Below are 26,999 nucleotides of genomic sequence, written 5' to 3' on the forward strand. Positions count from 1 at the left end.
GTTCGGACGAGCAGCGGGCCCGCGTCAGGGCTGAGGCGTCACTCCACGCGGAGCGCGCCACGCCAGCGGCAGCAGGTGCTCGACGCTGAGGGGAGCGAGGGGGAGCGCCGACGCGTCGTCGGGCGTGATCCAGCGCAGCTCCTCGAGTTCGGCCTGCACGCTCACCTCGCTCGGATCGATCGTCGTGCGGAACGCATCGGCGACCACCCGGTGGCCCGGTTCGTTCGCCGCCGCCGAGACGAACCGCCCGAGGGGTTCGATCGCGCTCTCGTCGAGCTCGAGTCCGAGCTCCTCGTGCAGTTCGCGCAGCAGCGTCTGCGCGGGCGTCTCGCCGGGCTCGGGTTTGCCGCCGGGCTGCATGAACCGGGTGGTGCCGCGCTTGCGCACGACGAGCACACGTCCGGCGCCGTCGTCGATGATCGCCGCGCTCACGTGGATGTCAGGCATCGGGGGCGAACACCTTTCCGGGGTTGAGGATGCCGAGCGGGTCGAACACCCGCGCGATCTGCCGCTGCAGCTCCCACTGGTCGTCGCCGAGCTCGTCGGCGAGCCAGCGGCGCTTGAGGGTGCCGATCCCGTGCTCGCCGGTCAGTGTGCCTCCGAGGGCGATCGCCGCCCGGAACAGGTCGTCGGCCGCCTGCCACACGTGCGCGGGCGTCTCGGCACCCGCGAACAGGAAGTTCGGATGCAGGTTGCCGTCTCCCGCGTGCGCGACGGTGGGGATCGTGAGTCCGTACTGCCGCTCGATGCGCGCGATCTCGTCGAACATCGCCGGCATCGCGCTGCGCGGCACCGAGACGTCTTCGATGAGGGCGGTGCCCAGCGATGCCATCGCCTGGTGCATCGACCGGCGGATCGCCAGCAGGCGCTCGCCCTCGACGGGGTCGTGCGTCACGGCGACGGTGCCCTGGTGGACGCGCAGGATCTCGGCGATCGCATCGGCCTCCGTCTCGGAGGCGGGGCCGTCGGTCTGGATCGTGAGCTGCGCGGCACCCGGCGTGGGGGCGGGGAGGTCGAGGACGGTGTGCACGGCGGCGAGACTCGCGGCGTCCATCAGCTCCATGATGGCCGGCTGCACGCCGGAGGCCGTGACGGCGGCGGAAGCGGTCGCGGCGCTGCGGACGTCGGGGAACGTCGCGGCGATCGTGCAGACCGTGCCGACGACGCGGCGGCGCAGCTTGAGCGTGGCGCCGACGACGACGCCGAGGGTGCCCTCCGAGCCGATCACGAGCGAGGTCAGGTCGAGGCCGGTGACGCCCTTCACGCTGCGGTGGCCGAGATGCAGCAGGCGGCCGTCGGCCAGGACGAGGTCGACGCCCAGCACGGCATCGCGCACCACACCGTACTTGGCGCACAGCAGCCCGCCCGCGCCGGTGGCGATGTTGCCGCCGACCGTCGAGATCTCGCGGCTCGCGGGATCGGGCGCCCACCACACGCCGTGCTCGGCGAGGAGACGGTTGAGATCGGCGTTCAGGATGCCGGGTTCGACGACCGCGAGGAGGTCGTCGGGGCGCACTTCGAGCACCGCGGTCATGCGGGCGGTGGAGAGGACGATCTCCCCCTCGCCGGCGTTCGCGGCTCCGGCGAGACCGGTGCCGGCGCCCCGCACGACGACGGGGGTGCGGGTCGCGGTCGCGATGCGCATCGTCTCCTGCACGTGCGCGACGGTCTCGGCGTGCACGATGGCGAGGGGGCGCCCCTCGGCGGCATGTCCGGAGCGGTCGGCCCTCGCCTCCTCGAGCGCAGCCGCGCGTGTGTCGACGAGATCGCCGAGGGCCGCGGTCAGCTGCGCGAGGACGCTCATCCGAGTGCGCGTCGTCCGCTGATGAGGCCGGTGACGATCGCGACGAGGGCGAAGGCCGATCCGACCAGGGCCTGATCCATCGACCACCAGGCGATCGTGACGCCCACGTAGATGAGCAGCTCGACCGCGGCGCGCAGGAACGGGTGCACCCGTAGTACGGGGCGCGGCGAGAGGAACAGCGCCCAGACGAGGATCACGACGACCGGGGCGCCGATGCCCACCACGATGCTCCAGGGGAGATCCCAGGTGGCGAAGCCCCAGAGGGCGAGAGAGGCGACGGCCACCACCAGCACGACGGCACGGATGACGTCGATGACCGTGATGACGGGGCGCTCGACGCCGGGTACGGGGGTGGGATCCTGGGGCATGGATCCAGTCTATTCGGCGGGAACCGGCTCCTCGTCCGGCACCACGACGACCTCGGGCGTCACCGCGGCGTCGACCCGGGCATCGGTCTCGGCGGGAGCGGTCGCCGCTGCGGGCTCGTCCTCGACAGGTGCCGGGGTGGGCTGCTCGACCGGGGTGGGCTGCTCGACCGGGGCGGGCTGCTCGACCGGGGTGGGCTGCTCGACCGGGGTGGGCTGCTCAGCGGCGGGTTGTTCGGCGGGAGCGGGCTGCTCGACGGCGGCGCGCTCGTCCGCGGCCTCACCCACCAGGATGAATCCGCACGGCGTGCCGTTGCGGCCGGGGAGCTCCGTCAGCCAGACGTCTGCGGTGCGATCGCCCGTCTCTTCACCGAGGATGTAGGCGAACGAGACGACTTCGTCGGTCTCGAAGGCGATGGTGAGCCGGCCTTCGAAGGTCACGGCGCCGAAGCCCGCGTCATCGAGGGTGATGGGGGCAACGCGCTGGGTGTCGCCGTCCAGGTACGTCTGCACGGTCGCCCCGGGTTCCCCCGAGACGTGGATCACGTACTGCGTGAATCCGACCACCGGATCGCTGACCAGCGGCGCGCACGACAGATCCGTCGACAGGACGCTCGGCGTCCCATCGGGCAGTACCGCCGGCTCGGTGGGGTCTGTTCCCGGGTCCGTTCCCGGGTCGGTTCCGGGGTCCGTTCCCGGATCTGTATCGGGGTCGGTTCCGGGGTCTGTTCCTGGGTCCGTACCCGGGTCGGTTCCGGGGTCCGTTCCCGGATCTGTACCGGGGTCCGTTCCCGGGTCGGTTCCGGGATTCTCGCCCGGGTCCGTTCCCGGGTTCGTTCCGGGACCCGAATCGCCGCCCGAGTCCGGAGACGGATTCGCCGGAGTCGTGACGACGGGGGCCGCGGGGACGTCCGTGCCGGTGTCGGCATCCGTCTCGTCTTCGGTCACCGGAGGAACGGTCTCGTCCTTCGGCTTCTCGACGGGCTCGTCGAGCTCGTCATCCACGGGTTCGGTGCTCATCGACGCGTCCGGTCCGACGTCCGAGGAGATCGACGACGAATCGGAGTCGCCGGCACTCGGCAGTGACGTCGACGGGTTCGCCCCGGCCAGGCCGGGGATGATCGTCGCCGCGGCGACGACACCGGCCACCACGAGAGCGGCCGAACCGGCGCCGACGAGGGCGCCCATGCCCGACAGCATCCCGCCGGATGCTCCGGCCGAACCGCCGGCACCACCGCCGGCCGACCCGCCTGCTCCGCCGGCACCGCCGGCTCCCGCACCGCCGGCGGTCGAGTCCGCCGCGAGGGCGCCAGATCCGCCGTCCCCGGCGACCACGCCGCCGGGGACGCTGGAGGGCATGGCCGCGAGAGCGACGATCGGTGCGCCGCCGCCCTGCAGCGTCGCCAGGTACCCCGCGGCGCCCGTCACGCCGAGCACGAGGGGGAGCAGGACGAGTGCGAGGCGCTTGGAGACGTCCTTCGCCTCGGCGGCCACGATCATGCAGCGGGCGCACTCGTCGAGGTGAGCCTCGATGCGACGGTGGTCACGCGATCCGAGATTGCCGCGCGAGTAGGCGCCGAGATGCTCGATCGTCCACTGGCACTCCGAACCCGGGGCCGAGCTGCGCAGGTGCGCCTGGATCCACGCCTCGCGCAGACCCTCGCGGGCGCGGAACGCGAGCTGTGAGACCGCGCCAGACTTCATGCCCAGGAGCGGAGCGACCTCCTGCGGCCGCATCTGCTCGATCTCGGTGTACCAGAGCACTTCCTGCCAGCGCGTGGGGAGACTGCGGAACGCCTGCGCGGTGAGGCTGCGATCGAGGGCGTCGTTCGATGCCTGGTCGGTGCTGTCGGGGTCGGCGACCGCGTCGAGCTCGTCCATCGCGTCTTCGCGGCGCGAGCGACCCCAGGCGGCGGCCGTGTTGCGGATGCTGGTGAAGAGGTAGGCGCGGAACGAGCCGTTAGGCCCGCCGCCCTTGACGATCGCCTGGTAGATGCGGGTGTACGACTCCTGCACGAGGTCGTCGGGATCGATCGACGAGGTGACCGAGCGTGCGACCGCGATCCCCGAGGGATAGTGACGACGCCAGAGTTCTCCGAACGCCCCCGTGTCACCCGAACGGGTGCGGAGGATGAGGTCTGCGTCGGCGATCGTGTCGTCGGTGTGAGGAGTGTTCTCTTCGTGCACTGTGATCCCTCGGTCGTGGGGCACGGGTATGTGCCTTCACAGAGTGAGACGCGTGATGGGCCGGATCATCACGCGAGTTCTCCATTCTCTCTCGGAACTCGCCCGAGGGCCAGCCCTCAACGGAGTCCGTCGACAAAAAGTGCTCGAGAAGGAAAGACCTGGTCAGAAATGGATAATTGTGAGTCTCAGAACTTTTCTCAGATTTTTTCCCAGGTTCGCGTAATGAATCGGGCCGCACGTCGTCTCATCTGTAGAGACAGCCACGACGAACTCCACCGGGGGGCGGGGTTCGGGCTCCGATGCAGGGGGTTCACGCATCGGTCGGGCGGGTCGGGAGCCTCGGGGGAGGAGTTCTCGGCCCCCCTCTCTACGTGGGGGAACCCGAGGGTGCCGATCCGGGGGGATCGGCACCCTCCACTCTCTCCGCGCGAAGGGACCGGAGTCGCCTGCGCTGTGCGTCGGCGCGCGGTGGAAGGATCTAGGCCCTGCGGGGCCGCTCCCCGACCCACACGCGCGCCACGCGTAGTTCTGCATCGAGCAGCAGGGCATCGCCCACCATCCCGGTGCGCAGCGCGCCCAGCTCCGAGGCGAAGCCCACGGCCCCGGCCGGGGTCTCGGTCAGCGCACGCACGGCGTCGACGAGCGCGACGCCCGCGGCGACCGCGCGCCGCAGAGCCTCGTCCTGGGTGAGCGTCGAGCCGGCGATCGCCCCCGTCTCGACGGTGCGGGCGATGCCGTTCTCGACCGTCACGCTCACCGCGCCCAGGTCGTAGCGGCCGTCCGCGCTCCCCGCTGCGGCCATGGCATCCGTGATCAGGGCCACACGCCCGGGAGCGGCGTCGAACACCAGCTTGACGACGTGCGGATCGAGGTGCACGTCGTCGGCGATCGCCTCGAGCACCACGCGGTGATCGGCCGCGGCGGCGAGCACGGGCCCCGGAGCGCGGTGGTGGATGCCGGGCATCGCGTTGAACGCATGGGTGAGGATCGACGCCCCCGCCTCGAACGCGGCGACCGCCATGGCGGCATCCGCATCGGTGTGGCCGACGGCGGCCGCGGAGCCTGCCGCGACGATCCGGCGGATCGCGTCGAGTCCGCCGGGAAGCTCCGGGGCGATCGTGATCTGACGGATCGTTCCGCGACCCGCGGCGAGCAGCCGGTCGACGTCGTCGGGCAGCGGTGCGCGCAGGAGCGACGGGTCGTGGGCGCCGTGGTGCCCCGGATCGAGGAACGGCCCCTCGAGGTGCGAGCCGAGGATGTCGGCATCCGTCTGCACGAGGTCGGCGATCAGTGCGGCGCTGCGGGCGAGTTCATCGAGCGGAGCCGTCACCAGCGACACCACGGCGCGGGTCGTGCCGTGCGCGCGGTGCAGGTCGCGTGCGGTGCGGATGGAGTCGACGCCGTCGTCGAACGACGCACCGGCGCCGCCGTGTCCGTGGATGTCGACGAAGCCGGGCGTGAGAAGCGCACCGGGGCCGGCAACGGATGCCGCGTCGACGACCTCGTCGGCGGGCGCCCAGTCGGCGCCCGTTCCGCGTGCGGCGACCCGGCCGTCGTCGAATCGCACCCAGGCGTCGTCGACGATCTCGCCGCGATCCACGACGCGCGCGGAGTGGACGACCAGGCTTCCGGTCGCTGCAGAGTGGACGCTCATCGATCGCTCCAGGGGATGTCTGCGACGGGGTGGAATCGGGTCCCCTCAGCCTTCCACAGCGGAGCGAGGGCGCCGAGCCGCTCGCGGAACGACGACCATTCGCGTCCCTCTCCATGCTGCGGCGACCAGGCGATCTCGGCCTCCGCGGCGGCGCGTGGGAAGACGAGCAGCTCGACGTCGTCGATCGTGCGCGTGGTCTCGGACCACAGCGGTGCCTCGGTGCCGAGGATCGCCGTATCCGGAACATCGAGCACGGCGGTCGGTTCCCAGTCGTACGCGGTTCGCACGTCGATCACGGCGGCCCAGGTGAGGCCGAGGGGGAACTCCTCGTCGTACTTCATGTCGAGGTACGTGGCATCCGCGGCCGACATGATCAGGGCCCCGCCGCGTTCCACGAAGTGCGCGGCCTCGGCGGCGTGCGAACCGGTGGGGACCTTCATGCCCCAGTACTGCCCGATCGTGCCCTCGGCGATGCCGTCGGCGGCACCCATCTCGTGCCAGGCGACGGGGATCTTCCCGGCGTCCACGACGATCTGCGTCGCGCGCTCGGCGAAGTGGTCGAAGTCCTCCTGCGAGGTACCCAGCGACTCGTCGCCGCCGATGTGGAGGTACGGGCCCGGGGTCATCTCGGCGAGCTCGCGCACGACGTCGCGCACGAAGTCGTAGGTGCGCTCCTCGCGGATGCGCACGCTCGAGTGGCCGACGCCCCAACCGAGGTACGTCTCTCCCGCGACGGGCAAGGGCTGCCCCAGAGTCTCGGACTGCGCGACGAGGGCGTCGTTGAGCACCGGCGCCTCGACGAGCTCGGGGTAGGCGACGCCGACCGCGTGGGTGTGACCCGGCAGATCGATCTCGGGGATCAGCAGCATGTGCCGCGACGCCGCGTGGGCGACGATCTCGCGGTAGTCGTCCTTCGTGTAGAAACCGCCGGGGTCGCCGCCGGCCGACGTCGCCGATGACCGCTCGGTGAGCAGCGGCCAGGAGTCGATGTGCACCCGCCACCCCTGATCGTCGGTGAGGTGCAGGTGCAGGCGGTTGAACTTGAGTGCGCTGGTGGCGTCGATGAACCGCTTCACCTCGGCGACGTCGAAGAAGTGGCGGGCGACGTCGAGCATCACTCCGCGATGCGTGAAGCGCGGGGCGTCGTCGATCTCGACGTACGGCAGGCTCCAGCCCTCGTCGTCCTCGCGGAGCAGCTGCAGCAGGGTCTGCACGCCGTAGAACAGGCCGGCCTCGTCGGCGCCGATGATCTCGACGTGCGTGCCGACCGACAGGCGGTAGCCCTCGGATGCCGCGGCGTCGGCGTCGATGCGCAGCACGATGTCGCCCGGGGCCGGGGTGTGCTCCGGCTCGTCGACGGGGGTGAGGGGAGGGGTGCCGCGCCGTGCGGCCGCGGCCGTCAGGACGTCGGCCGCGGGGGAGGATCCGTGCACGCGCGTCGTCGCGGTGATCGGCATCCGTCCTTCGTGCACGACGGCTGCGGCAGGCACCGGGACGAGCGGAAGCTGATGTGTAAAGACCATGAACAAACCCTAGCCGCGCGGCGGGGAGTCGACCAGGGGGAATCCGGTATGCTCGATCTGTCGCGACTGGCGTCTGGGTGGGTTACCACCGGGGAGCGACCGACCACGGAATTCGACCGCGCGCCTGGGCCGATGAGAACACCCTTCGAATCCGTCGTCAGAGGAGCCCGTCATCATGACCGACCGTTACTTCAACGCCCCGCTCGCCGAGGTCGATCCCGAGATCGCCGAGGTGCTCGACCGCGAGCTGAAGCGTCAGCAGACCTTCCTCGAGATGATCGCGTCCGAGAACTTCGTGCCCGTCTCGGTGCTGCAGTCGCAGGGCTCCGTGCTCACGAACAAGTACGCCGAGGGCTACCCCGGCCGTCGCTACTACGGCGGCTGCGAAGAGGTCGACGTCGCCGAGGAACTCGCGATCTCGCGTGCGAAGAGCCTGTTCGGCGCCGAGTTCGCGAACGTCCAGCCGCACTCCGGCGCCTCGGCCAACGCCGCCGTGCTGCACGCGATCGCGCGCCCCGGCGACACGCTCCTCGGCCTCTCGCTCGACCAGGGCGGCCACCTCACGCACGGCATGAAGATCAACTTCTCGGGCCGTCTCTACGACATCGTCGCCTACGGCGTGAACCCCGAGACCTCGGTCATCGACATGGACGAGGTGCGTCGCCTCGCGATCGAGCACAAGCCGAAGGTCATCATCGCCGGCTGGTCGGCCTACCCCCGAACGCTCGACTTCGCGGCGTTCCGCGCGATCGCCGACGAGGTCGGCGCACTGCTCTGGGTCGACATGGCGCACTTCGCCGGTCTCGTCGCCGCGGGCCTGCACCCGAACCCGGTGCCCCACGCCCACGTCGTCTCCTCGACCGTGCACAAGACGATCGGCGGCCCCCGCTCGGGCTTCATCCTGACGAACGACGCCGACATCGCCAAGAAGATCAACACGGCCGTGTTCCCGGGCCAGCAGGGCGGCCCGCTCATGCACGTGATCGCCGCCAAGGCGACCGCGTTCAAGCTCGCCGCGACCCCCGAGTTCGCCGAGCGACAGGAGCGCGTGCTGCGCGGCGCCGCGCTGATCGCCGAGCGCCTCTCGCAGCAGGACGTCAAGGATGCCGGCATCGCCGTGCGCTCGGGTGGCACCGACGTGCACCTCGTGCTGGTCGACCTGCGCGAGGCCGAGATCGACGGCAAGCAGGCCGAAGACCTGCTGCACGACATCCACATCACGGTCAACCGCAACGCCGTGCCGAACGACCCGCGTCCGCCCATGGTCACCTCGGGTCTGCGCATCGGCACCCCGGCGCTCGCCACCCGCGGGTTCGGCGACACGGAGTTCACCGAGGTCGCCGACATCATCGCGCTGGCGCTGCAGCCGGGTGCCGACGTCGAGGCTCTCCGCGCCCGCGTCGACGCGCTCGCCGCCGGCTTCCCGCTCTACCCGGACCTGCAGCAGTGACCGCGGTCGTCCTCGACGGCAAGGCGGCATCGGCCGAGATCAAGGCCGAGCTGACCGAGCGCGTCGCCGCCCTGCGCGCTCGCGGGATCACCCCGGGCATCGCCACGGTGCTCGTCGGTGCGGACCCCGCGTCGCAGCTGTACGTGGGCATGAAGCACCGCCAGTCCGAGGCGATCGGGATGAACTCGATCCAGCGCGAGCTGCCAGCCGATGCCACGCAGCAGCAGGTCGAGGCGCTGATCGACGAGCTCAACGCCGATCCCGACTGCCACGGCTACATCGTGCAGCTGCCGCTGCCGAAGCACCTCGACACGGATGCGATCCTCGAGCGGATCGACCCGGCGAAGGATGCCGACGGACTGCACCCGACGAACCTCGGTCGCCTGGTGCTCAACGTCAACAGCCCGATCCACACCCCGCTGCCGTGCACGCCGCGCGGTGTGATCGAGCTGCTGCTGCGCAACGACTACGACCTGAAGGGCAAGCACGTCGTGGTCGTCGGCCGCGGCGTCACGATCGGCCGCTCGATCGGACTGCTGCTCACGCGCCGCGACATCAACGCGACCGTGACGCTCACCCACACCGGCACGGTCGACATGCCGCGCTACCTCCGCGAGGCCGACGTGATCGTGGCCGCCGCGGGCGTCGCGCACCTCATCCGTGCCGAGGACGTCAAGCCCGGTGCCGCCGTGCTCGACGTGGGTGTGACCCGCACGACCGACCCCGAGACGGGCAAGAGCGTCGTCTCCGGCGACGTGCACCCCGACGTGGCCGAGGTCGCCGGCTTCCTCTCGCCGAACCCGGGCGGGGTCGGCCCGATGACCGTCGCGCTGCTCATGACGAACGTGGTCGAGGCGGCAGAGCGCCTCGCCTGAACGAAGACGCTGACGGCATCCCGCTCGACGGATGCCGTCAGCGTCGGCGCACGCGCGCCTGCACGCTGTCGTAGACCTCGGAGGCCTTCGCCTGCAGCTTGTCGTCGACCTGGTCGTAGATCATCCACCCGACCAGCAGCAGGAGCGGCGGGATCACGTAGCCCCAGAATCCGCGGGCGTCGACGCCGCTCAGCCACACCGTGAGCGCCCAGACGATCAGTTCGACCAGGTACACGAGCACGTACTGGACGACCTTCTCGCCCGCCTTCGTACGGTCGGCGGCCGACTTCGCGGCGGATCGGCGGAAGGCGGCTGCCAGCGTCGGCTTCACGAACAGCGCGGCGAGGGTGAGGATGATCGCCGCCCAGAACGCGTGCCATCCCACCGAGACGCCCCGCAGCAGCAGTCCGATCAGCAGCAGAACCACCACGTTGAACACGTAGAGCGAGCCGAAGCGCACGATTGCCTTCTTCATGGGATCAGAATCCCACAGCCCGCGCGGAGTGCGCATCCCCGGAGCGACCGGGGACGATGTCAGCGCTGGCCGCCGAGCGAGCTCTGCACGTTCGAGATGCGGGCGTGCTCGTCGAAGCTGAAGGTGGCGGAACCCGTCGCATCGACGACGGTCGCGCCCGAGAAGGACTCGTCGCTCCAGGTGAGCGTCCAGCCGGCGAGGCGGGCGAGATCCCACACCGAGGTGCGTGCGTCGGACAGGGACAAGCTCGCGAGCATGCGCGGCATGACGATCATGGCGTCGGCCACGGTGAGCTGCGGCAGCGGCGCGTCGAGGAGGAAGACGGCGCGTGTGCCGCCGCCGACGGGAGCGGAGTAGTACGGGGAGCGGCCGGTGAGCTCCACCGCGACGCCGCCGACGGTGTGCGCGGCCGCGGCGATCCAGTCCTCGTCGCCCGAGGCATCCGCGGGGAACGGCACCTCGGCCGAGGTGAGTTCGGCGATGCCGTGCTCCTCTCCGTAGGCGCGCAGCTGCGCGGCGACGCCCTGCGGGTCGCCCTGCGGGTGCGCCCAGGCCCAGAGCATCGAGCGCGGCCCCGGGGCGATGGTGGCGATCAGGTGCGCACGCGTGACGAGCTGACGCGAGGGGTCGGCGTTCGCGGTGAAGGTGAGGGTGCCCGCCGTCATGTCGGCGTCCCAGCGATGCTCGCCCAGCGCATCGGCAGCGGCCGAGAGCTGATCCTGGCGGATCACGGAGTAGAGGGCGGCACGATCGGCGAGAGGCTGGAGCGCAGCGAAGGTCATGCGAACAGTTTCGTGGCTGAGCCTATGAATCCGCCAGTCAGTAGCTCTGTTTCTCACCCCGGTCCGGAGCATCCGAACCACCCGAGGCGATGAACCGCGCGGCGAGAGCCTCGGATGCCCGCGCGAGCAGCGCCACGTCGGCACCGACCGCCACGAAGTCGGCGCCGGCGGCGAGGTAGGCCTCGGCAGCCACCGGATCGAAGGCGTTCACCCCGACCGGGGTTCCGGCCGCCTTCGCCGCGGCGAAGACGCGCTCGACGGCGGCGACGACATCCGGATGCGTCTGCTGACCCAGCAGGCCCATCGAGGCCGAGAGGTCGGACGGGCCGACGAACACGGCATCCACCCCGTCGACGGCCGCGATCTCGCCCGCCGCCTCGACGCCCGCCGTGGTCTCGATCTGCACCGTGAGCGACGTGTGCTGCGCCGAATCGCGCAGGTAGCCGTCGACGCGGTTCCAGCGCGCACTGCGGGCGAGGGCGCTGCCGACACCGCGCACGCCCTCCGGCGGGTAGCGGGTGGCGGCGACCGCGGCTCGCGCCTCCTCGGCGGACGACACCATCGGCACGATCACGTTCTGCGCGCCGAGGTCGAGGATCTGCTTGAGGGCCACGACGTCGTTCGCGGGCGCGCGCACGACCGGTGTCACCGGATACGCGGCGACCGCCTGCAGCTGCAGGAGAACCGAATCGAGGGTGTTGGCGGAGTGCTCCATGTCGATCAGCAGCCAGTCGAGGCCGGAGCCCGCGGCGACCTCGGCGAGCAGCGGGCTGCCCGAGCACACCCACATGCCCACGAGCGTGCGATCGGATGCCGCGAGCCGGTCGCGGAAGGGGGGATCTAGACGAAGCGGCATGCGATCGTTCCCATCGGTCCGTAGTCGCACAGCACCTCGTCGCCGCGCGACACCCACATCGGGCGTGTGAACGATCCTGCCAGGATGATCTCGCCGGCCTCCAGGCGCGCGCCGTGCTGGTGGAACTTGTTCGCGAGCCACGCGACGCCGGTGGCCGGGTGACCGAGCACGCCCGCGGCGACGCCCGTCTCCTCGATCTCGCCGTTGCGCGACAGCACGCCGGGCACCCAGCGCAGATCGATCTCATCGGGACGTTTGCGCACCGAGCCGAGCACCATCGCCCCGTAGGCGGCGTTGTCGCTGATCGTGTCGACGATCGTGCGGCCCTCGAGCTCGATGTGCGAGTTGAGCACCTCGAGCGCGGGGACCGCGTAGTCGATCGCCGCGAGCGCGTCGTCGAGCGTGCAGTCGGGGCCCTCGAGCGGATGCTTGAGCACGAACGCGAGTTCGACCTCGATGCGCACGTTCGAGAAGTGGTCGACGGGGATCTCGGCGCCGGACTCGTGCACCGTGTCGTCGAACATCACCCCGTAATCGGGCTCGGTGATGCCCGTCGCCTGCTGCATGGCCTTCGACGTCAGTCCGATCTTGCGGCCCACGAGCGTGCGGCCCGCGGCGACCTGCGTGTCGCGCCACACGCCCTGGATCGCGTAGGAGTCCTCGATCGTCGCCTCGGGCCAACGCGCCGTGATCCGGGGGATCACCGTGTGCTCCCGGTCGGCCCGGGCCAATTCTGCGGCGATCTGCGCGATCACCTCTGCTGACAGCATCCGCATCTCCTACAGCTGGTGGCCGAGCTTGTACTCGCCCTGCTTGTACTCGGGCATCGATGCCTCGCCCTCGTCCGGCCGCGTGTACGAGAAGCCGTCGGCGCCGATCGTCACCGCCATCTCGCTGGAGTCGGTGCGGGCGACGACGGGCTGAGGGTTGCCGTCGAGGTCGAGCACGAGCGACGCCTCGGTGTACCAGGAGGGCACGACGGGGTTGCCCCACCAGTCCCGGCGCTGGTTGTCGTGCACGTCCCACGTGATGACGGGGTTGTCGGGGTCGCCGGTGTAGTAGTCCTGCGTGTAGATCTCGACGCGGTGTCCGTCGGGGTCGCGCAGGTAGAGGTAGAAGGCGTTCGAGACGCCGTGGCGGCCGGGGCCGCGCTCGATCGCGTCGGAGCGGCGGAGCGCGCCGAGCTTGTCGCAGATCGCGAGGATGTTGTGCTTCTCGTGCGTGGCGAACGCGACGTGGTGCATGCGGGGTCCGTCTCCGCCGGTCGCCGCGGTGTCGTGCACGGTGGGCTTGCGGCGCATCCACGCGGCGTACACGGTGCCCTCGTCGTCCTGGATATCCTCCGTGACGCGGAAACCGAGGTCCTGGTAGTGGCGCACCGCGCGGGGCACGTCGGGGGTGACCTGGTTGAAGTGGTCGAGGCGCACGAGCTCGCCCGGGGTGTGCAGGTCGTAGCGCCACGAGAGGCGCTCGACGTGGGTGGTCGCGAAGAAGAACTCGTAGGGGAAGCCGAGCGGGTCGACCACGCGCACCGAGTCGCCGATGCCCTGCACGAAGCCGTTCGGCTCGCGGCGCACGTCGCAGCCGAGCTCGGTGTAGAAGGCGACGGCGCGGTCGAGGTCTTCCGCGCTGCGCACCCGGTAGGAGAACGCGGCGACGGCGGCGATCGGACCTCGGCGCAGGACGAGATTGTGGTGGATGAACTCCTCGGTCGAGCGCAGGTAGATCGCGTCGTCGTCTTCGGCGGTCACGTACAGCCCGAGCACGTCGACGTAGAACTGACGCGAGGCGGCGAGGTCGGTGACCACGAGCTCCATGTAGGCGCAGCGCAGGATGTCGGGCGGCGTGCTGGTCGGTGTCGCGACCGGGTTGTCGGAGTGGATCGGTGCCTCCTGCGACACGTAGTAGCCGGAGGAGGTGAGAGTCTTCTGCGTCTTGTCGGTCATGTCAGCGTCCTTGCTGTCGATTCCTGCGTGACAGGAGGGGGTCAGTTCTTGCCGAAGGTGGGGTTGTGGGCGCCGCCGAGCGTGATGTGCACGCTCTGCTGGTCGGTGTAGAAGTCGATCGAGCGGTAGCCGCCCTCGTGGCCGAGGCCCGAGGCCTTCACGCCGCCGAAGGGGGTACGCAGGTCGCGCACGTTGTTGCTGTTCAGCCACACCATGCCCGCCTCCACCGACTGCGCGAAGTTGTGCGCGCGCTTCAGATCGTTCGTCCAGATGTAGGCGGCGAGGCCGTACTTCGTGTCGTTCGCGAGCGCGAGCGCCTCGTCGTCGGAGTCGAACGGGGTGATCGCGACCACAGGGCCGAAGATCTCCTCCTGGAAGAGCCGGGCATCGGGGGCGACATCGGCGAAGACGGTCGGGGCGACGAAGTTGCCCTCGTCGAAGCCCTCGGGGCGCCCGCCGCCGGCGACGAGGCGGCCCTCGGTCTTGCCGACACGTACGTAACTCATCACCTTCTCGTAGTGCTCGGGGTGAACGAGTGCGCCCACCTCGGTCGACGGGTCGTGCGGGTAGCCGACCTTCACGCGCTTCGCCTGCGCCGCATAGCGCTCGACGAACTCCTCGTAGATCGCGCGTTCGACGAGGATCCGCGAGCCGGCCGTGCAGCGCTCGCCGTTGAGCGAGAAGACGCCGAAGATCGTCGCATCCACCGCGGCCTCGAGATCGGCATCCGCGAAGACGACGGCGGGCGACTTGCCGCCGAGCTCCATCGAGAGGCCCTTGAGGAAGGGGGCGGCGTTGCCGAAGATGATCTGCCCGGTGCGGCTCTCGCCGGTGAAGGAGATGAGGGGGACGTCCGGGTGCTTCACCAGCGCGTCACCCGCATCCTCACCGAGCCCGTTGACGAGATTGAAGACGCCCTGCGGCAGGCCCGCCTCCTCGAAGATCCCGGCCCACAGCGACGCCGACAGGGGCGTGAACTCGGCGGGCTTGAGCACCACCGTGTTGCCGGTCGCGAGGGCCGGGCCGAGCTTCCACGACTCGAGCATGAACGGCGTGTTCCACGGGGTGATGAGACCCGCGACGCCGATCGGCTTGCGGTTGACGTAGTTCATCTGGCGACCGGGCACCTTGAAGGCGTCGTCGGACTGCGCGACGATCAGGTCGGCGAAGAAGCGGAAGTTCTCGGCCGCGCGGCGGGCCTGGCCCAGCGCCTGCGTGATCGGGAGGCCGGAATCGTACGACTCGAGCTCGGCGAGGCGGGCATCGCGCGACTCGACGATGTCGGCGATGCGGTGCAGCACGCGGGAGCGCTCGCGGGGGAGCATGCGCGGCCAAGGGCCCTCGGTGAACGCGCGGCGGGCGGCGGCGACGGCCCGGTCGATGTCGGCCTTCTTGCCCGCGGATGCCGTCGTGTAGGTCGTGTTCGTCACGGGGTCGAGCACGTCGAAGGTGTCGCCGTCGACCGAGTCGACGAATCCGCCGTCGATGTAGTGCTGGATGTGGTCGGGCAGGTCGGCGGGAATGCGCGGATCGGTCATGACTGGTCTCCGGTCGTCGGGGCGGTGCGGGTGTGCAGTGCGTCGAGGAACGCGTCCATCGTGCGCCAGCGGTGGTTGCGGGCGGCGAGTTCGATCTCGAGCGGATCGGCGCCCGCTCGGATGAGGTCGAGGATCTCGCTGTGCTCCTCGACGGAGTGCTGGGCCCGGCCCGGGATCGACGCGAAGGTCGAATCGCGGATGCCGGAGAGCCGTGACCATCCGCGGTGCACGAGGTCGAGCAGGTGCGGGTTCGGGCACGGCTCGAACAGCACGGAGTGGAACTGCCGGTTGAGCTCGGTGAAGGCATGGGCGTCGAGGTGGTCGAGCATCCGGGCCATGCGGTCGTTGATGCGGGCCGCCTCGTCGAGGGCGTCGTCGTCGAGCAGCGGGGCGGAGAGAGCGGTCGCCGACCCCTCGACGATGCCCAGCGTCTGCATGGTGTGGGCGTACTCGCTCTCGTCGACGAGTGTGACCCGGGCGCCGACGTTGCGCTCGAAGGTGACGAGTCCCTCGGCCTCGAGGCGGCGGATGGCCTCGCGCACGGGCACGACGCTCATCTTCAGGTCGTCGGCGATCGAGCCGAGCACCAGGCGGTAGCCGGGACTGAACATGTGCCCGGTGATGCGCGAGCGGATCCACTCGTACGCGACCTCGGACTTGCTGGCGGCGGTGGTCGTCATGCGTTCGTGCCCGTCTCGGTGTGCGGGGCGGTCTCGGTTTGCGGGGCGGTCTCGCTCTGCGGGGCGGTCTCCGCCTCGTACCGGGCGCGCCATTCGGCGTTCAGGGGGAACAGGCCGTCGACGGGATGCCCCGCTTCGACCTGCGTCGCGATCCACGCATCCTCGTTCTCCTGGGCGATCGCGGCGTCCGCGATCTCCTCGGCGAGAGCCGGCGGGATCACGATCACGCCGTCGCCATCGCCCACGACGATGTCACCGGTCTGCACGGTCGCCCCGCCGCAGGCGATCGTGACGTCGACCTCCCAGGGCACGTGTCGGCGACCGAGCACCGAGGGGTGCGCGCCCTGCGAGAAGACGGGGAGGCCGATGTCGGCGACCTGGTCGAAGTCGCGCACGCCGCCGTCGGTGACGACCCCGGCCGCGCCTCGGGTGCGGGCGCGCAGGGCGAGGATGTCACCGAGCGTGCCGGTGGTTGCATCGCCGCGCGCCTCGATCACGATGACCTCACCCTCCTCGACGGCGTCGAACGCGCGCTTCTGGGCGTTGTAGCCGCCGCCGTGGCTCGCGAAGAGGTCTTCGCGGAAGGGGACGAAGCGCAGCGTCTTCGCGGTGCCGACGATCTTCGAGCCCGGGATGTTCGCGGTGACGCCGTCGATGAAGCACGAGTGGTGGCCGCGTTTGCGCAGCTGGGCCGAGAGCCCGGCGGTCGGGGCCTCGAGGAGCTTCGCGCGGAGGGCGGGGGAGAGGGTGGGCCCTTCGTCTCGCTTCGCTCGCTCAGGAACCGGGTCTCGCTTCGCTCGCTCAGGAACCGGGTGGTGCGCCACGAGACCGGCGGCCTCGGCGGAGCCCCAGGCCTCGGTGCGCTGCAGGTCGTCGACCGCGGGGAGCGACCCGATCGTCTCGTCGAAGGCGACGTGGCCCTGCGTGACGGTCGTGACGAGCCGGCCCGAGGTGGGCGAGCCCGAAGCGTCGGGAGCATCCACCTCGATCTCGACCACGTCGCCGGGGACGATGACGGATGACCCGGCCGGGGTGCCGGTGAGGATCACGTCGCCGGGCTCGAGCGTGAAGTGCTGCGACAGGTCGGCGACGAGCTGCGCGAGCGGGAAGATCAACCCGGCCGTCGTGTCGTCCTGGCGGAGTTCGCCGTTGACCCAGGCGCGCACGCGCAGCGCCGTCGGGTCGACCGTTCGGGCGTCGATGAGGTGCGGTCCGAGGGGCGTGTAGCCGTCACCGCCCTTCGATCGCACGTTCGATCCCTTGTCGTTCGCTCTCAGGTCGTAGAGGCCGAGGTCGTTCGAGGCCGTGACCCACGCGACGTGCGCCCAGGCATCCGCCAGTGCTACCCGCCGGGCGGGGGTGCCGATGACGAGCGCGATCTCGCCCTCGAACGCGAGCAACTCGGTTCCCGCGGGACGCTCGACCGTGCCGCCCGAGACCCCGACGGAACTGGACGGCTTGAAGAAGTACGAGGGGGCGGCGGGGCGGCGGCCGCGCTGGTCGGCTCGGGAGGCGTAGCTCAGATGGATCGCGATGATCTTGCCGGGGCGGGCGATGGTATCCGTCACGGGGCGCCTCCTCGCGCATTCTCCGACACCTTGTGCGTCGTATCCGAAATCATATATCATCGCTTCCACCCCCGGCAAGCACCTCCGACCGAGACTCGGATGCACGCCGTGACAATGCAGTCACGAACAAAGGAGACACCGCATGAGCGGTCAGTCACAGGCGGGTTTCACACCCACCGGAACCATCGCGACGGCGGCCGACCGTCGCCGCGTCGTCTTCGCCACGGTGGTCGGGACCACCGTCGAGTGGTACGACTTCTTCATCTACGCCACGGCCGTCGGGCTCGTGTTCGGGCAGTTGTTCTTCGCGCCGCTCGGCGCCGACAGCGCCCTGATCGCGTTCGCCACAGTCGGCGTGAGCTTCCTCTTCCGCCCGCTCGGAGCGTTCCTCGCCGGCCACTACGGCGACAAGCTCGGACGCAAGACGGTGCTCATGTGGACGCTCATCCTCATGGGTCTCGCGACCGCGCTGATCGGACTGCTGCCGACCTACGAGACGATCGGCATCACCGCCCCGGTGCTGCTCGTCCTGCTGCGCATCCTGCAGGGCATCTCGGCCGGCGGCGAGTGGGGCGGCGCGGTGCTCATGGCCGTCGAGCACGCCCCGCGCGCCAAGCGCGGCATCTTCGGCGCCTCTCCGCAGATCGGCGTTCCGCTCGGTCTGCTGCTGGCCTCGGGCGTCATGGCGCTCATGACGGTGATCGCGCCCGGCGACCAGTTCCTCGCGTGGGGCTGGCGCGTGCCGTTCCTGCTCAGCGTCGTGCTGATCCTCGTGGGCTACTACGTGCGTCGCCGCGTCGAGGAGAGCCCGGTCTTCGCCGAACTCGCGGAGCGCAAGGAGAAGGCGAAGATGCCGATCGTGCAGCTGTTCCGCAAGCACGCGCTGCTCGTGATCATCGCCGCGCTCGTGTTCGCGGGCAACAACGCCGTCGGCTACATGACCACCGGCGGCTACATCCAGGGGTATACGACCAACCCCGAGGGTCCGATCGGACTCGAGCGCGGTCCGGTGCTGTGGGCCGTCGCGGGGTCGGCGGTCACCTGGCTGATCAGCACGCTCGTCGCGGGCTGGATCTGCGACCGCATCGGTCGCCGCACGACCTACATCATCGGTTGGGTGCTGCAGCTCGGCGGCGTGTTCGCGCTGTTCCCGCTCGTGAACACCGGGGAGATCGGGCTCGTCTTCGCGGGCCTCGCGATCCTCACGATCGGCCTCGGCTTCACGTACGGCCCGCAGGCGGCGCTGTACACGGAGCTGTTCCCGGCCAGCATCCGCTTCTCGGGCGTCTCGATCTCGTACGCGATCGGTGCCATCGCCGGCGGCGCGTTCGCCCCGACCATCGCGACGGCCATCGTGGCGGCGACCGGTTCGACGCAGGCCGTCACCTGGTACCTCGCCGGCATGACCGTGATCGGACTCATCGCGACGTTGCTGTTGCGTGACCGTTCCGGCATTCCGCTCGGCCCGGATCACGAGGAGGAGCAGGCCGTGAGCCCGATCCACGGACTCGCCCGGGCCTGACCCGCGGATCCGTCCCATCGCAGTTTCCGTCGGCCCGGTGCGCCCGGGCCGACGGAAAAGTGCGACGGGAGCGCAGAAGCCGCGCACAATGAGAGAAGTTCGGAAGGAATCGACGACGATGCAGTTCCACCACCACGGCTATGTCTCCGGCGACCCGCGCGTGCAGGATGCCGCGGGCACGGGTATCGAGCGACCCGATGACCTGCCCGACGAGGTCGACGTGCTCATCGTCGGCTCGGGGCCGGCGGGAATGCTCCTCGCGGCGCAGATGTCGCAGTACCCGGGCGTGACGACCCGCATCATCGAGAAGCGCGACGGACGGCTCGTGCTGGGTCAGGCCGACGGCATCCAGCCGCGCAGCGTCGAGACCTTCCAGGCGTTCGGGTTCGCCGAGCGCATCACCGCCGAGGCCTACAACATCGGCTGGATGAACTTCTGGGGGCCCGATCCCGACGACGCCGCCGGCATCGTGCGCACGGCGCGCACCGCCGACTACGCCTACGACATCTGCGAGTTCCCGCACCTGATCGTCAACCAGGCGCGCGTGCTCGACTACTTCGCCGAGGCGGCCGCCGACGGGCCCGCACGCATCGTGCCCGATTACGGCGTCGCGTTCGAGGGGCTGACCGTGCACGACGAGGGCGAGTACCCGGTCGAGGTGCGCGTGCGGTACGTCGCGGGAGCGCGGACGGGGGAGGAACGGGTCATCCGGGCGAAGTACGTCGCCGGATGCGACGGTGCTCGTAGTCGCGTGCGCGAGGCGATCGGTCGCATCCATGTGGGCGACGTCGCGGCGCACGCCTGGGGCGTCATGGACGTGCTGGTGAACACCGACTTCCCCGATTGGCGCACCAAGTGCGCGATCAACTCGCGCGCCGGGAACATCCTCCACATCCCGCGTGAGGGCGGCTACCTCAGCCGCATGTACATCGACCTCGGCGAGGTCGCGGACGACGACGACCACCGCGTGCGGCAGACCCCGATCGAGGAGATCATCCGTCGGGCGAACGCGATCCTGCACCCGTACACGCTCGACGTCCGCGAGGTGGCGTGGCACAGCGTCTACGAGGTCGGCCATCGCGTGACCGACGGATTCGATGACGCCCCCGAGGATTCCGGGCGCTCGCCGCGGGTGTTCCTGACCGGCGACGCCTGCCACACGCACAGTGCCAAGGCCGGGCAGGGCATGAACGTCTCGATGCAGGACGGCTTCAACCTCGGGTGGAAACTCGGTTCGGTGCTCACCGGCCGCGCGCCCGAGGCGCTGCTCGCGACGTACGGCACCGAGCGGCGGCCCGTCGCGCAGCAGCTCATCGACTTCGATCGCGAGTGGTCGAGCCTCATGGCGCGCAAGCCGGAGGAGATCTCGGACCCGCAGGAGCTCGCGACCTACTACCTCGCGACGGCCGAATTCCCGTCCGGGTTCATGACGCAGTACTCGGCATCGATGATCACGGGGTCGGATGCGCATCAGGGACTGGCCACCGGCTTCCCGCTCGGGAAGCGTTTCCGCTCCGCGGAGGTCGTGCGGGTGGGCGACGGGAACGTGGTGCACCTCGGACACCACGCGCGCGCCGACGGGCGGTGGCGCGTCTACGCCTTCGGCGACGCGTCCGGCGACCGGTTGGCTGCGTGGGCGCAGGCTGCGGCACCGCTCTTCGAGCGATTCACCCCGGCGGATGCCGATGCGGACGCCGTGTTCGACGTGAAGGCCGTGTATCAGCAGCCCTTCGAGGATGTCGAGGTGACGACGACGCCCGCGCTGTTCCAACCCCGGACCGGGCCGCTCGGTCTCGTCGACTGGGAGAAGGTCTACGCGGCGGGGCCCAGCAAGTGGACGGGTGTCGACATCTTCGCCGAGCGGGGGCTGTCGCGCGACGGCGTCGTCGTGGTGGTGCGGCCCGACCAGTACGTCGCCGCGATCCTGCCGTTGGATGAGGCCGGCGTGCGGGAGCTGGCGGAGTTCCTGGCTGAGGGGATGCTGCCGGCGCGGTGAGGCTGACGTTCGCCTCCCGCCTGTTCCGGGGTCCGATCTGGCCAATGTCGGAGGTGCGGCCTACCGTGGGTGCGGACGGGCGATGACGCCCGCCGTGACCTGAGGAGTGGCGTGATGGACTGGAAGATCGAACTCATCTTCGTGCCGGTGTCGGATGTCGACCGCGCGAAGGACTTCTACGTGAAGATCGGCTTCAACGCCGACCACGACCAGACCCCGACCGAGGGGCTGCGGTTCGTGCAGATGACTCCGCCGGGCTCGGCGTGCTCGATCGCGTTCGGCACCGGGCTGGGTCTGGATCTCGAGCCGGGTCAGCAGAACTCGATCCAGGTCGTCGTTCCGGATGCCGACGAGGCTCTCGCCCACCTGCGGGGCCTCGGGGTCGATGCCCGCGGCGTCGAGGATCTCGACTGGGGGCGGTTCGTGTCGTTCGACGACCCGGACGGCAACACCTGGACGCTGCAGGAGCTGCCCGACTACGGCGCGCAGGGCTGAGGATTTTTGGCGGCGCGGGGCTGAGGGGCGCGGTCAGGCTCCTTCCGCGACGATCTCGACCTTGAAGCCTGCGGCGTTCTCCAGCCATCCGGCGTAGTGGTCGGGGCCGCCCGCGTGGGGGTAGCGCTCGTGGTACAGCGGGCGCCAGCCATTCTCCGAGGCGAGCGACATGATCGCGTCGACGGCCGTTGCGGTGCCTCCCTGGAAGGCGAGGTGGTTGACGCCCGGGCGACGGCGGTCATGGCCTCGATCGTCGACGCTCGGTGGGGTCGTGATCGTGAGGTAGGGCCCGCTGGCGGCAGCCCAGGTCTGCCCCTCCGGCCATTCCTGCTGCAGCGAGAAACCCAGCCGCGGGAGGAGCCATCCCCAGTCGCGGCGAGCGGAATCGGGGTCGGCGACCCATACTTCGACGTGGTGGAGACCGGGCATGGCATCGATTCTCGCAGGCGCAGGCGCAGGCGCAGGGGCAGGGGCAGGGGCAGGGGGGCAGGCGCAGGGGGCAGGGGCAGGGGCAGGACGACGGACACGGTCCTCACCGGGAACGCCCTTCTGCTCGACCGTGTTCATGCGCGGATCGGTGTTCGTGTCCGGTGTATCGCGGTGGCGGTGGCGGTGGCCGTGGCCGCGGCGGCGTGGGGTCTGGGGCGTGGTGTTCGCCATTTTTGGTGGGGGTCCCACCAGGCGGGTCCGCGGACGTGGGGTGTGCCGTTGTGCATGCGGATGCTCCAGCCGGAGGTGTCGAGGGTGCGGTGGTGGTGCCAGCAGAGGGTGACGCCGTTGTCGGTGCTGGTGGGTCCGCCGCGGGAATGTTCTGTGACGTGGTGGATCTCGCACCAGGCCGCGGGCACGTGGCATCCGGGGATGAGACATTCCTTGTCGCGGAGGGTGATCGCGCGGCGTTGGTGCGCGGTGAACACCCGGTCGGTCGAATCGATCCCGACGATGCGACCGGTGGGGTCGGAGGTGACGCGTTGGATGCTGCCGCCGCACGCGGTGTGCCGGGCCGTCGCGAGGGAGACGGGGGTGTCGATGCCGTCGACGTGCGCCCATCCTCGCCCGGTCGCGTAGTCCTCCGCGGTCACGGAGACGACGAGGGTCGGGGCGGCGCCGCCGAGGGAGGGCATATCACTGTGGCGGGCGGCGATGCCGAGGGCGGCGGCGAGGGCGTCGTGCTGCTTTTGCGCCCGGGACCGGCCATCGACCATGCCGCCGGGATCACCGGCCGGGAGCACATCACCATCGAGGAAGTCGTTCGTTTCACGTAGCGGCGCGTCGTCAACGGTCGGAACGAACCTCACGCCACCCGCCATCCCTTCATCAGACATCGGGGTCGCCGGGACAGGTGGTCCGTCCACTTTCGGGTTCAGGTACGCGTCCCAGATGCGTTGCAGTTGCCCCGCTGTCTCGGGCAGCAGTGACCCGCGGATCGGGATCACCCCGTCCTTGACACGGCCGAGGACGATCCCGCGGGCGCGCATCGCCCGCTCTTCGGCGGGTTCGGCGCCGTCCGGGTCGAGGTACGTCACGATCACCCGCGACAACAACCGGAGGTCCTCGGGAGTCGCCGGCGGCGCGGAGTCCCCACGGTGCTCCGTTCCCGGGTCGCCGCCGGAGTCTGCGCCCTCTCCGGCATCTACCTCACCGTCGCCCTCCGCACTCCCGCTACCGTCGCCCTCGACGGCGACGAGTCCACGCGCGTACTCCGCCAGCTCCACGTCCGCCCGCAGCCGGTCCGCCGCACCGATCCGCGCCCCGGCCTGCTCCACCGGCCCGGTCGCCGCCAACAGCCCCGCCACCCCGACCACCCCGTCCAGCAGCGCTTCCCGCAGGCCCGGCCACCGGGCGGGAAGCAGCGCCCCGGAGGAGAAGTCCACCTCCCGACGGACGACCTTCCCCGCTTTCACGACCCGTGCCGCCCCGGCCGCGTCCATACGGAGCACCCGTTGGACGAGTTCGTTCATCGTCCGGCATCCGAACCTTCCACAGAACGCCAATTCTCCCGATCCGGCCGGGCGTTGATCGACCGATCCGACCGTCTCGACGATGACCGCATCCACCCGGCGGGCGACCTCACCCGCGGCGCGGAGCACCTGCATCTTCTCGGCATCCGACAACCCCGCCAGCGCGTCTGCGCGCAGCACCGCGGCCAGGTCGGCGGCGACCCGGTCCAGGACTTCGGCGGTGCTGTTCATACGTCTCAGTCCATCAGTAGCCACCGACATTCCGACACGAAAAACCCAGGCCACAGCGAGTATCCACGTGATCGGTGGAGAACTCCGAACAACACGGCAGTGGTGCAGAACGAGTGCACACGGGCGGGACCCTTCGACAAGCTCAGGGACCCAGTTCGTGCAGCAATGCGGAGCCCTTCGTCTCGCTGCGCTCGCTCGCTCAGGAACCGCGGCCGCCCGCGGGGCGGGGCCCTTCGACAAGCTCAGGGACCCAGTTCGCGCGGCAATGCGGCGGCCCTTCGTCTCGCTGCGCTCGCTCAGGAACCGCGGCCGCCCACGGGGCGGGACCCTTCGACAAGCTCAGGGACCCAGTTCGTGCAGCAACGCCGCCGCCCTTCGTCTCGCTGCGCTCGCTCAGGAGCCGCGGCCGCCCACGGGGCGGGACCCTTCGACAGGCTCAGGGACCCAGTTCGTGCGGCAATGCCGCGGTCCTTCGTCTCGCTACGCCCGCTCAGGAGCCGTCGGCGGGAAGCGGGAAGGCGCCGCCCGCGACGACGATGCCGCCGGACTCCGGGATCGTCACGATCAACTCACTCGGCCGACCGACGTGCGCGCCCTGGCGGATGCGGATCGTCTCTCCCGCGTATCCGTGCTCCCGCAGATACGCGCCGGTCGAAGCCGCCGCGGATCCCGTCGCCGGATCCTCGGTGATGCGTCCGACCGGGAAGAGATTGCGAGCCTCGAACGCGGTCGAATCGTGTGCATGCAGCACCGTCACCGTTCCGAGCCAGCCCCGCGTTCGCATCAGATCGGCGACGTCGGCGGGACGGAAGCGGAACTGATGGAACAGCTCCCGATCGGCGACGAAGACGATCGGATGCCAGTTGCCGGCGAACGACTCCTGCACGGGGAACCGCGGATCGACATCGGCCACGGTGAGACCCAGCAGGTCCAGCAAGCGATCGCGCACCGCCGGGTCGAGCTCGCGCACCTGCGGCTCGACGCTCGTGAAGGACACGGTGATCGCGCCCGCGGCATCCGCCACCGACTCCAGGGTCACCGGCCCCGCCGCGGTCTCGAACACGACCGTCCCCGTCCCGTCACGTTCGGCGAGGGCCACCGCCGTCGCCACCGTGGCGTGACCGCAGAACGGCACTTCAGCTCCCGGCGAGAAGTACCGCACTCGGTGATGCGGCACCCCGTCGACCTCGGAACGCCCCGTCACGAAGGCGGTCTCGGAGTATCCGACGTCGGCGGCGATCCGCAGCATCCGCGCGTCGTCGAGACCTGCGGCGTCGAGCACGACGCCCGCGGGGTTGCCGCCGTCGGCTGTCGCGGCGAACGCGCTGTAGCGCAGGACCTCGGGATTCTCGGGCATGGAACGGAGCCTAACGGACAGGAACGAACGGACAGGAACGAACGGACGGGAACGAACGACGGATGCCGCGCCTATGAGTTCACGCGGATGATCTCCTGCTGGTAGGGCGCGATCACGTCACCCGAGATGCGCAGGTCGAGCAGCAGGAAGCGACGGGTCGCGGGGTCTTCGGCAGCCCACGATTCCAGGCGGTCGAGATCGGCGAGCGTGCGCACGACGACGCCCTCGGCGCCGACCGCTGCGGCGAAGGCGGCGAAGTCGACCTCGGGAATGCGCATCGGCGCCTCGGCGAGCCCCTTCAATCCGTACAGGTTGACCTCGGCACCGTAGGCGGCGTCGTTCCAGATCACCGCCACCCCGCGGCCGGCGGCTGCGCGCACCGCGGACTCGAGATCGGCGATCGCCATGAGTCCGCCGCCGTCGCCCGAGGTGAGCACGACGGTGGCGTCGCGCCGGGCGAGAGCGGCACCGACGACGCTCGGCCAGCCCTGTCCGATCGATTGGAAGGCCGTGCCGATCATCATCATCCGGTCGGGCGCGGCGACCGGCCAGTACATGTTCGCCCAGCCGATGAAATGCCCGCCGTCCGAGACCACCACTCGGTCCTCGGGCAGCAGCGTGGCGATGCGCCGGGCCGCGGAGCGGGGGTCGAGACGCCCGTCGGGGGCGAGATCGTCGCCGTGGTCGTACGCCCGTGCGGCGGCGATGTCGACGCTCTCACGCCACGGCGCACCGATCGAACCCGTCACCCGCTGCACCCTCTCCACCAGAGCCTCGGCCGCGAGACGTGCGTCGGCCCGGACGAAGCCGCCGACGTGGGCGTGCGTGGCAGCCGGGGCGATGTCGATCTGGAACACCTTCGTGCCGGGCGCGAACAGCGCGCCGAAGCGCATCGTGAACTGGTTCAGTCCCGCGCCGAACACGACGGCGACATCGGCCTCGCGGATCAGCTCCATCGCCCCCTCGGCCCCGAAACCGCCCGTGACGCCGAGATCGAAGCGCGCGTCGGGGAAGACTCCGCGGCCGAGGGCGGTGGATGCCGTGAGCGCGCCGGTGGACGCTGCGAGCTCGCCCAGCGCCGCGCTCGCTCCCGACAGCCAGGCGCCGCGGCCGGCCAACAGGAACGGCCGCTCGGCCGTGGACAGAGCGGCAGCAATCTCGTCGAGCATCCCCTCGGTGAACTCGCCGCTCGGTGCCAGCGCTGCCGGCACCCGCGGCTCCGGGGCTGGCGGCACGGGGCCGGCCTCCCGCGCCGCGACGTCGTAGGGGATCGCCAGCACGACGGGCACGCGGTAGGTGAGCGCGTGCTCGATCGCGATGACGGTCGTCGCGGCCGCGTCGGCGCGGCCCACGGTATAGGTGCGCGCACCGACCGCCGACGCGAGGGCGATCTGGTCGACGTCCCACGGACGCGGCCCGGACGTCGGCTCGTCGCCGACCACGAGCACCAGCGGCACGTGCGCCTGCACCGCCTCCGCCAGCGCCGTGAGCGTGTTCGTGAATCCGGCGCCGTAGGTGGAGGTGCCCGCGGCGATCCGGCCCGAGGCGCGGAAGTGCGCGTCGGCGGCGACCACGGCGCCCTGTTCGTGGCGCACGGCGGTGAAGACGGCATCCGTCTGCGTCTCGATCGCGTCGAGGAAGTAGGCGTTGCCGTTTCCCATCACCCCGAAGACGGCGTCGATGTGCTGGGCGAGGGTGAGCGCGACGTGCGCGGAGACGGAGGGCATGGCGAAG

Annotated in this window: 23 protein-coding genes and 1 riboswitch; of the genes, 5 read left to right on the forward strand and 18 right to left on the reverse strand. The window is 70.5% G+C overall.

Annotated features, from left to right (window positions below; translation table 11 throughout):
* Nucleotides 1–24 precede the first annotated feature (24 nt).
* From ACTJKK_RS00055 to ACTJKK_RS00080, 6 genes are all read right to left on the reverse strand, one after another.
* Complete coding sequence (locus ACTJKK_RS00055; protein WP_440746571.1) at nt 25–447, reverse strand: NUDIX hydrolase; 423 nt, start codon at nt 445–447, stop codon at nt 25–27.
* Nucleotides 440–1,804 carry an FAD-binding oxidoreductase gene (locus ACTJKK_RS00060; RefSeq protein ID WP_440746572.1) on the reverse strand — a complete coding sequence of 455 codons (1,365 nt, stop codon included), beginning with the start codon at nt 1,802–1,804 and terminating at the stop codon, nt 440–442. The genes ACTJKK_RS00055 and ACTJKK_RS00060 overlap by 8 nt, the downstream gene beginning before the upstream one ends.
* Nucleotides 1,801–2,172 carry a YrdB family protein gene (locus tag ACTJKK_RS00065; RefSeq protein ID WP_247632700.1) on the reverse strand — a complete coding sequence of 124 codons (372 nt, stop codon included), beginning with the start codon at nt 2,170–2,172 and terminating at the stop codon, nt 1,801–1,803. The genes ACTJKK_RS00060 and ACTJKK_RS00065 overlap by 4 nt, the downstream gene beginning before the upstream one ends.
* A 9-nt stretch (nt 2,173–2,181) precedes the next feature.
* Nucleotides 2,182–4,356, reverse strand: coding sequence for a sigma-70 family RNA polymerase sigma factor (locus ACTJKK_RS00070; protein WP_440746573.1), 2,175 nt, complete (start codon nt 4,354–4,356; stop codon nt 2,182–2,184).
* A gap of 478 nt (nt 4,357–4,834) precedes the next feature.
* On the reverse strand, nt 4,835–6,010 hold the full coding sequence (locus tag ACTJKK_RS00075; protein ID WP_440746574.1) for an N-acetylglucosamine-6-phosphate deacetylase: 1,176 nt from the start codon (nt 6,008–6,010) through the stop codon (nt 4,835–4,837).
* Nucleotides 6,007–7,533 (reverse strand): family 20 glycosylhydrolase, encoded by a 1,527-nt coding sequence (locus tag ACTJKK_RS00080; protein ID WP_440746575.1) that lies wholly within the window; start codon nt 7,531–7,533, stop codon nt 6,007–6,009. The genes ACTJKK_RS00075 and ACTJKK_RS00080 overlap by 4 nt, the downstream gene beginning before the upstream one ends.
* A 52-nt stretch (nt 7,534–7,585) precedes the next feature.
* Nucleotides 7,586–7,670: riboswitch (ZMP/ZTP riboswitch) on the forward strand.
* A gap of 38 nt (nt 7,671–7,708) precedes the next feature.
* Between ACTJKK_RS00080 and glyA the strand changes: the two genes are divergently transcribed.
* Both glyA and ACTJKK_RS00090 read left to right on the forward strand, forming a co-directional pair.
* Complete coding sequence (gene glyA / locus ACTJKK_RS00085) at nt 7,709–8,983, forward strand: serine hydroxymethyltransferase (protein WP_247623108.1); 1,275 nt, start codon at nt 7,709–7,711, stop codon at nt 8,981–8,983.
* On the forward strand, nt 8,980–9,858 hold the full coding sequence (locus ACTJKK_RS00090) for a bifunctional methylenetetrahydrofolate dehydrogenase/methenyltetrahydrofolate cyclohydrolase (RefSeq protein ID WP_247955759.1): 879 nt from the start codon (nt 8,980–8,982) through the stop codon (nt 9,856–9,858). The genes glyA and ACTJKK_RS00090 overlap by 4 nt, the downstream gene beginning before the upstream one ends.
* Nucleotides 9,859–9,895: 37 nt before the next feature.
* Here the strand turns inward: ACTJKK_RS00090 and ACTJKK_RS00095 are convergent, their stop codons facing one another.
* The 8 genes from ACTJKK_RS00095 to ACTJKK_RS00130 are packed head-to-tail and all read right to left on the reverse strand — an operon-like array spanning nt 9,896 to nt 17,703.
* Nucleotides 9,896–10,333, reverse strand: coding sequence for a hypothetical protein (locus ACTJKK_RS00095; RefSeq protein WP_247623106.1), 438 nt, complete (start codon nt 10,331–10,333; stop codon nt 9,896–9,898).
* A 59-nt stretch (nt 10,334–10,392) separates the two neighbouring features.
* On the reverse strand, nt 10,393–11,115 hold the full coding sequence (locus ACTJKK_RS00100) for a DUF6882 domain-containing protein (protein ID WP_440746576.1): 723 nt from the start codon (nt 11,113–11,115) through the stop codon (nt 10,393–10,395).
* Nucleotides 11,116–11,152: 37 nt separating this feature from the next.
* Nucleotides 11,153–11,971, reverse strand: a complete 819-nt coding sequence (locus ACTJKK_RS00105; RefSeq protein WP_440746577.1) for an HpcH/HpaI aldolase family protein — start codon at nt 11,969–11,971, stop codon at nt 11,153–11,155.
* A complete protein-coding gene (locus tag ACTJKK_RS00110; RefSeq protein ID WP_440746578.1) occupies nt 11,956–12,741 on the reverse strand; it encodes a 2-keto-4-pentenoate hydratase in 786 nt (261 codons plus the stop codon). Before ACTJKK_RS00110 ends, ACTJKK_RS00105 begins: the two co-directional genes overlap by 16 nt.
* 9 nt (nt 12,742–12,750) lie before the next feature.
* Nucleotides 12,751–13,917: a 3,4-dihydroxyphenylacetate 2,3-dioxygenase gene (gene hpaD / locus ACTJKK_RS00115; RefSeq protein ID WP_440746579.1), complete on the reverse strand. Its 1,167-nt coding sequence runs from the start codon at nt 13,915–13,917 to the stop codon at nt 12,751–12,753.
* Nucleotides 13,918–13,958: 41 nt separating this feature from the next.
* Nucleotides 13,959–15,455: a 5-carboxymethyl-2-hydroxymuconate semialdehyde dehydrogenase gene (hpaE, locus tag ACTJKK_RS00120; RefSeq protein ID WP_440746580.1), complete on the reverse strand. Its 1,497-nt coding sequence runs from the start codon at nt 15,453–15,455 to the stop codon at nt 13,959–13,961.
* Nucleotides 15,452–16,135, reverse strand: a complete 684-nt coding sequence (locus ACTJKK_RS00125; protein ID WP_440746581.1) for a GntR family transcriptional regulator — start codon at nt 16,133–16,135, stop codon at nt 15,452–15,454. Before ACTJKK_RS00125 ends, hpaE begins: the two co-directional genes overlap by 4 nt.
* On the reverse strand, nt 16,132–17,703 hold the full coding sequence (locus ACTJKK_RS00130) for a fumarylacetoacetate hydrolase family protein (RefSeq protein ID WP_440746582.1): 1,572 nt from the start codon (nt 17,701–17,703) through the stop codon (nt 16,132–16,134). The genes ACTJKK_RS00125 and ACTJKK_RS00130 overlap by 4 nt, the downstream gene beginning before the upstream one ends.
* A 142-nt stretch (nt 17,704–17,845) precedes the next feature.
* Between ACTJKK_RS00130 and ACTJKK_RS00135 the strand changes: the two genes are divergently transcribed.
* From ACTJKK_RS00135 to ACTJKK_RS00145, 3 genes are all read left to right on the forward strand, one after another.
* The gene (locus tag ACTJKK_RS00135; RefSeq protein WP_247632688.1) at nt 17,846–19,225 is read left to right on the forward strand and encodes an MFS transporter; all 1,380 of its coding nucleotides are present in this window, start codon (nt 17,846–17,848) and stop codon (nt 19,223–19,225) included.
* 118 nt (nt 19,226–19,343) lie between these two features.
* Entirely contained in the window at nt 19,344–21,221 is a 1,878-nt protein-coding gene (locus ACTJKK_RS00140) for an FAD-dependent monooxygenase (RefSeq protein WP_440747190.1), read from the forward strand.
* Nucleotides 21,222–21,335: 114 nt separating this feature from the next.
* Nucleotides 21,336–21,716, forward strand: a complete 381-nt coding sequence (locus tag ACTJKK_RS00145; RefSeq protein WP_247623096.1) for a VOC family protein — start codon at nt 21,336–21,338, stop codon at nt 21,714–21,716.
* Between the two features lie 33 nt (nt 21,717–21,749).
* Here ACTJKK_RS00145 and ACTJKK_RS00150 read toward each other — a convergent pair whose 3' ends face one another.
* The 4 genes from ACTJKK_RS00150 to ACTJKK_RS00165 all read right to left on the reverse strand — a co-directional run bounded on the left by ACTJKK_RS00150 (nt 21,750) and on the right by ACTJKK_RS00165 (nt 26,992).
* Entirely contained in the window at nt 21,750–22,145 is a 396-nt protein-coding gene (locus ACTJKK_RS00150; RefSeq protein ID WP_440746583.1) for a VOC family protein, read from the reverse strand.
* A gap of 134 nt (nt 22,146–22,279) precedes the next feature.
* Complete coding sequence (locus ACTJKK_RS00155; RefSeq protein ID WP_440746584.1) at nt 22,280–23,908, reverse strand: DUF222 domain-containing protein; 1,629 nt, start codon at nt 23,906–23,908, stop codon at nt 22,280–22,282.
* Between the two features lie 490 nt (nt 23,909–24,398).
* A complete protein-coding gene (locus tag ACTJKK_RS00160; protein WP_440746585.1) occupies nt 24,399–25,265 on the reverse strand; it encodes a PhzF family phenazine biosynthesis protein in 867 nt (288 codons plus the stop codon).
* A 71-nt stretch (nt 25,266–25,336) separates the two neighbouring features.
* Nucleotides 25,337–26,992 (reverse strand): thiamine pyrophosphate-binding protein, encoded by a 1,656-nt coding sequence (locus ACTJKK_RS00165; protein WP_440746586.1) that lies wholly within the window; start codon nt 26,990–26,992, stop codon nt 25,337–25,339.
* Nucleotides 26,993–26,999: the final 7 nt, after the last annotated feature.

The sequence above is a fragment of the Microbacterium sp. 22179 genome (assembly GCF_052045715.1).
In the GTDB taxonomy this organism is placed as follows: domain Bacteria; phylum Actinomycetota; class Actinomycetes; order Actinomycetales; family Microbacteriaceae; genus Microbacterium; species Microbacterium galbinum.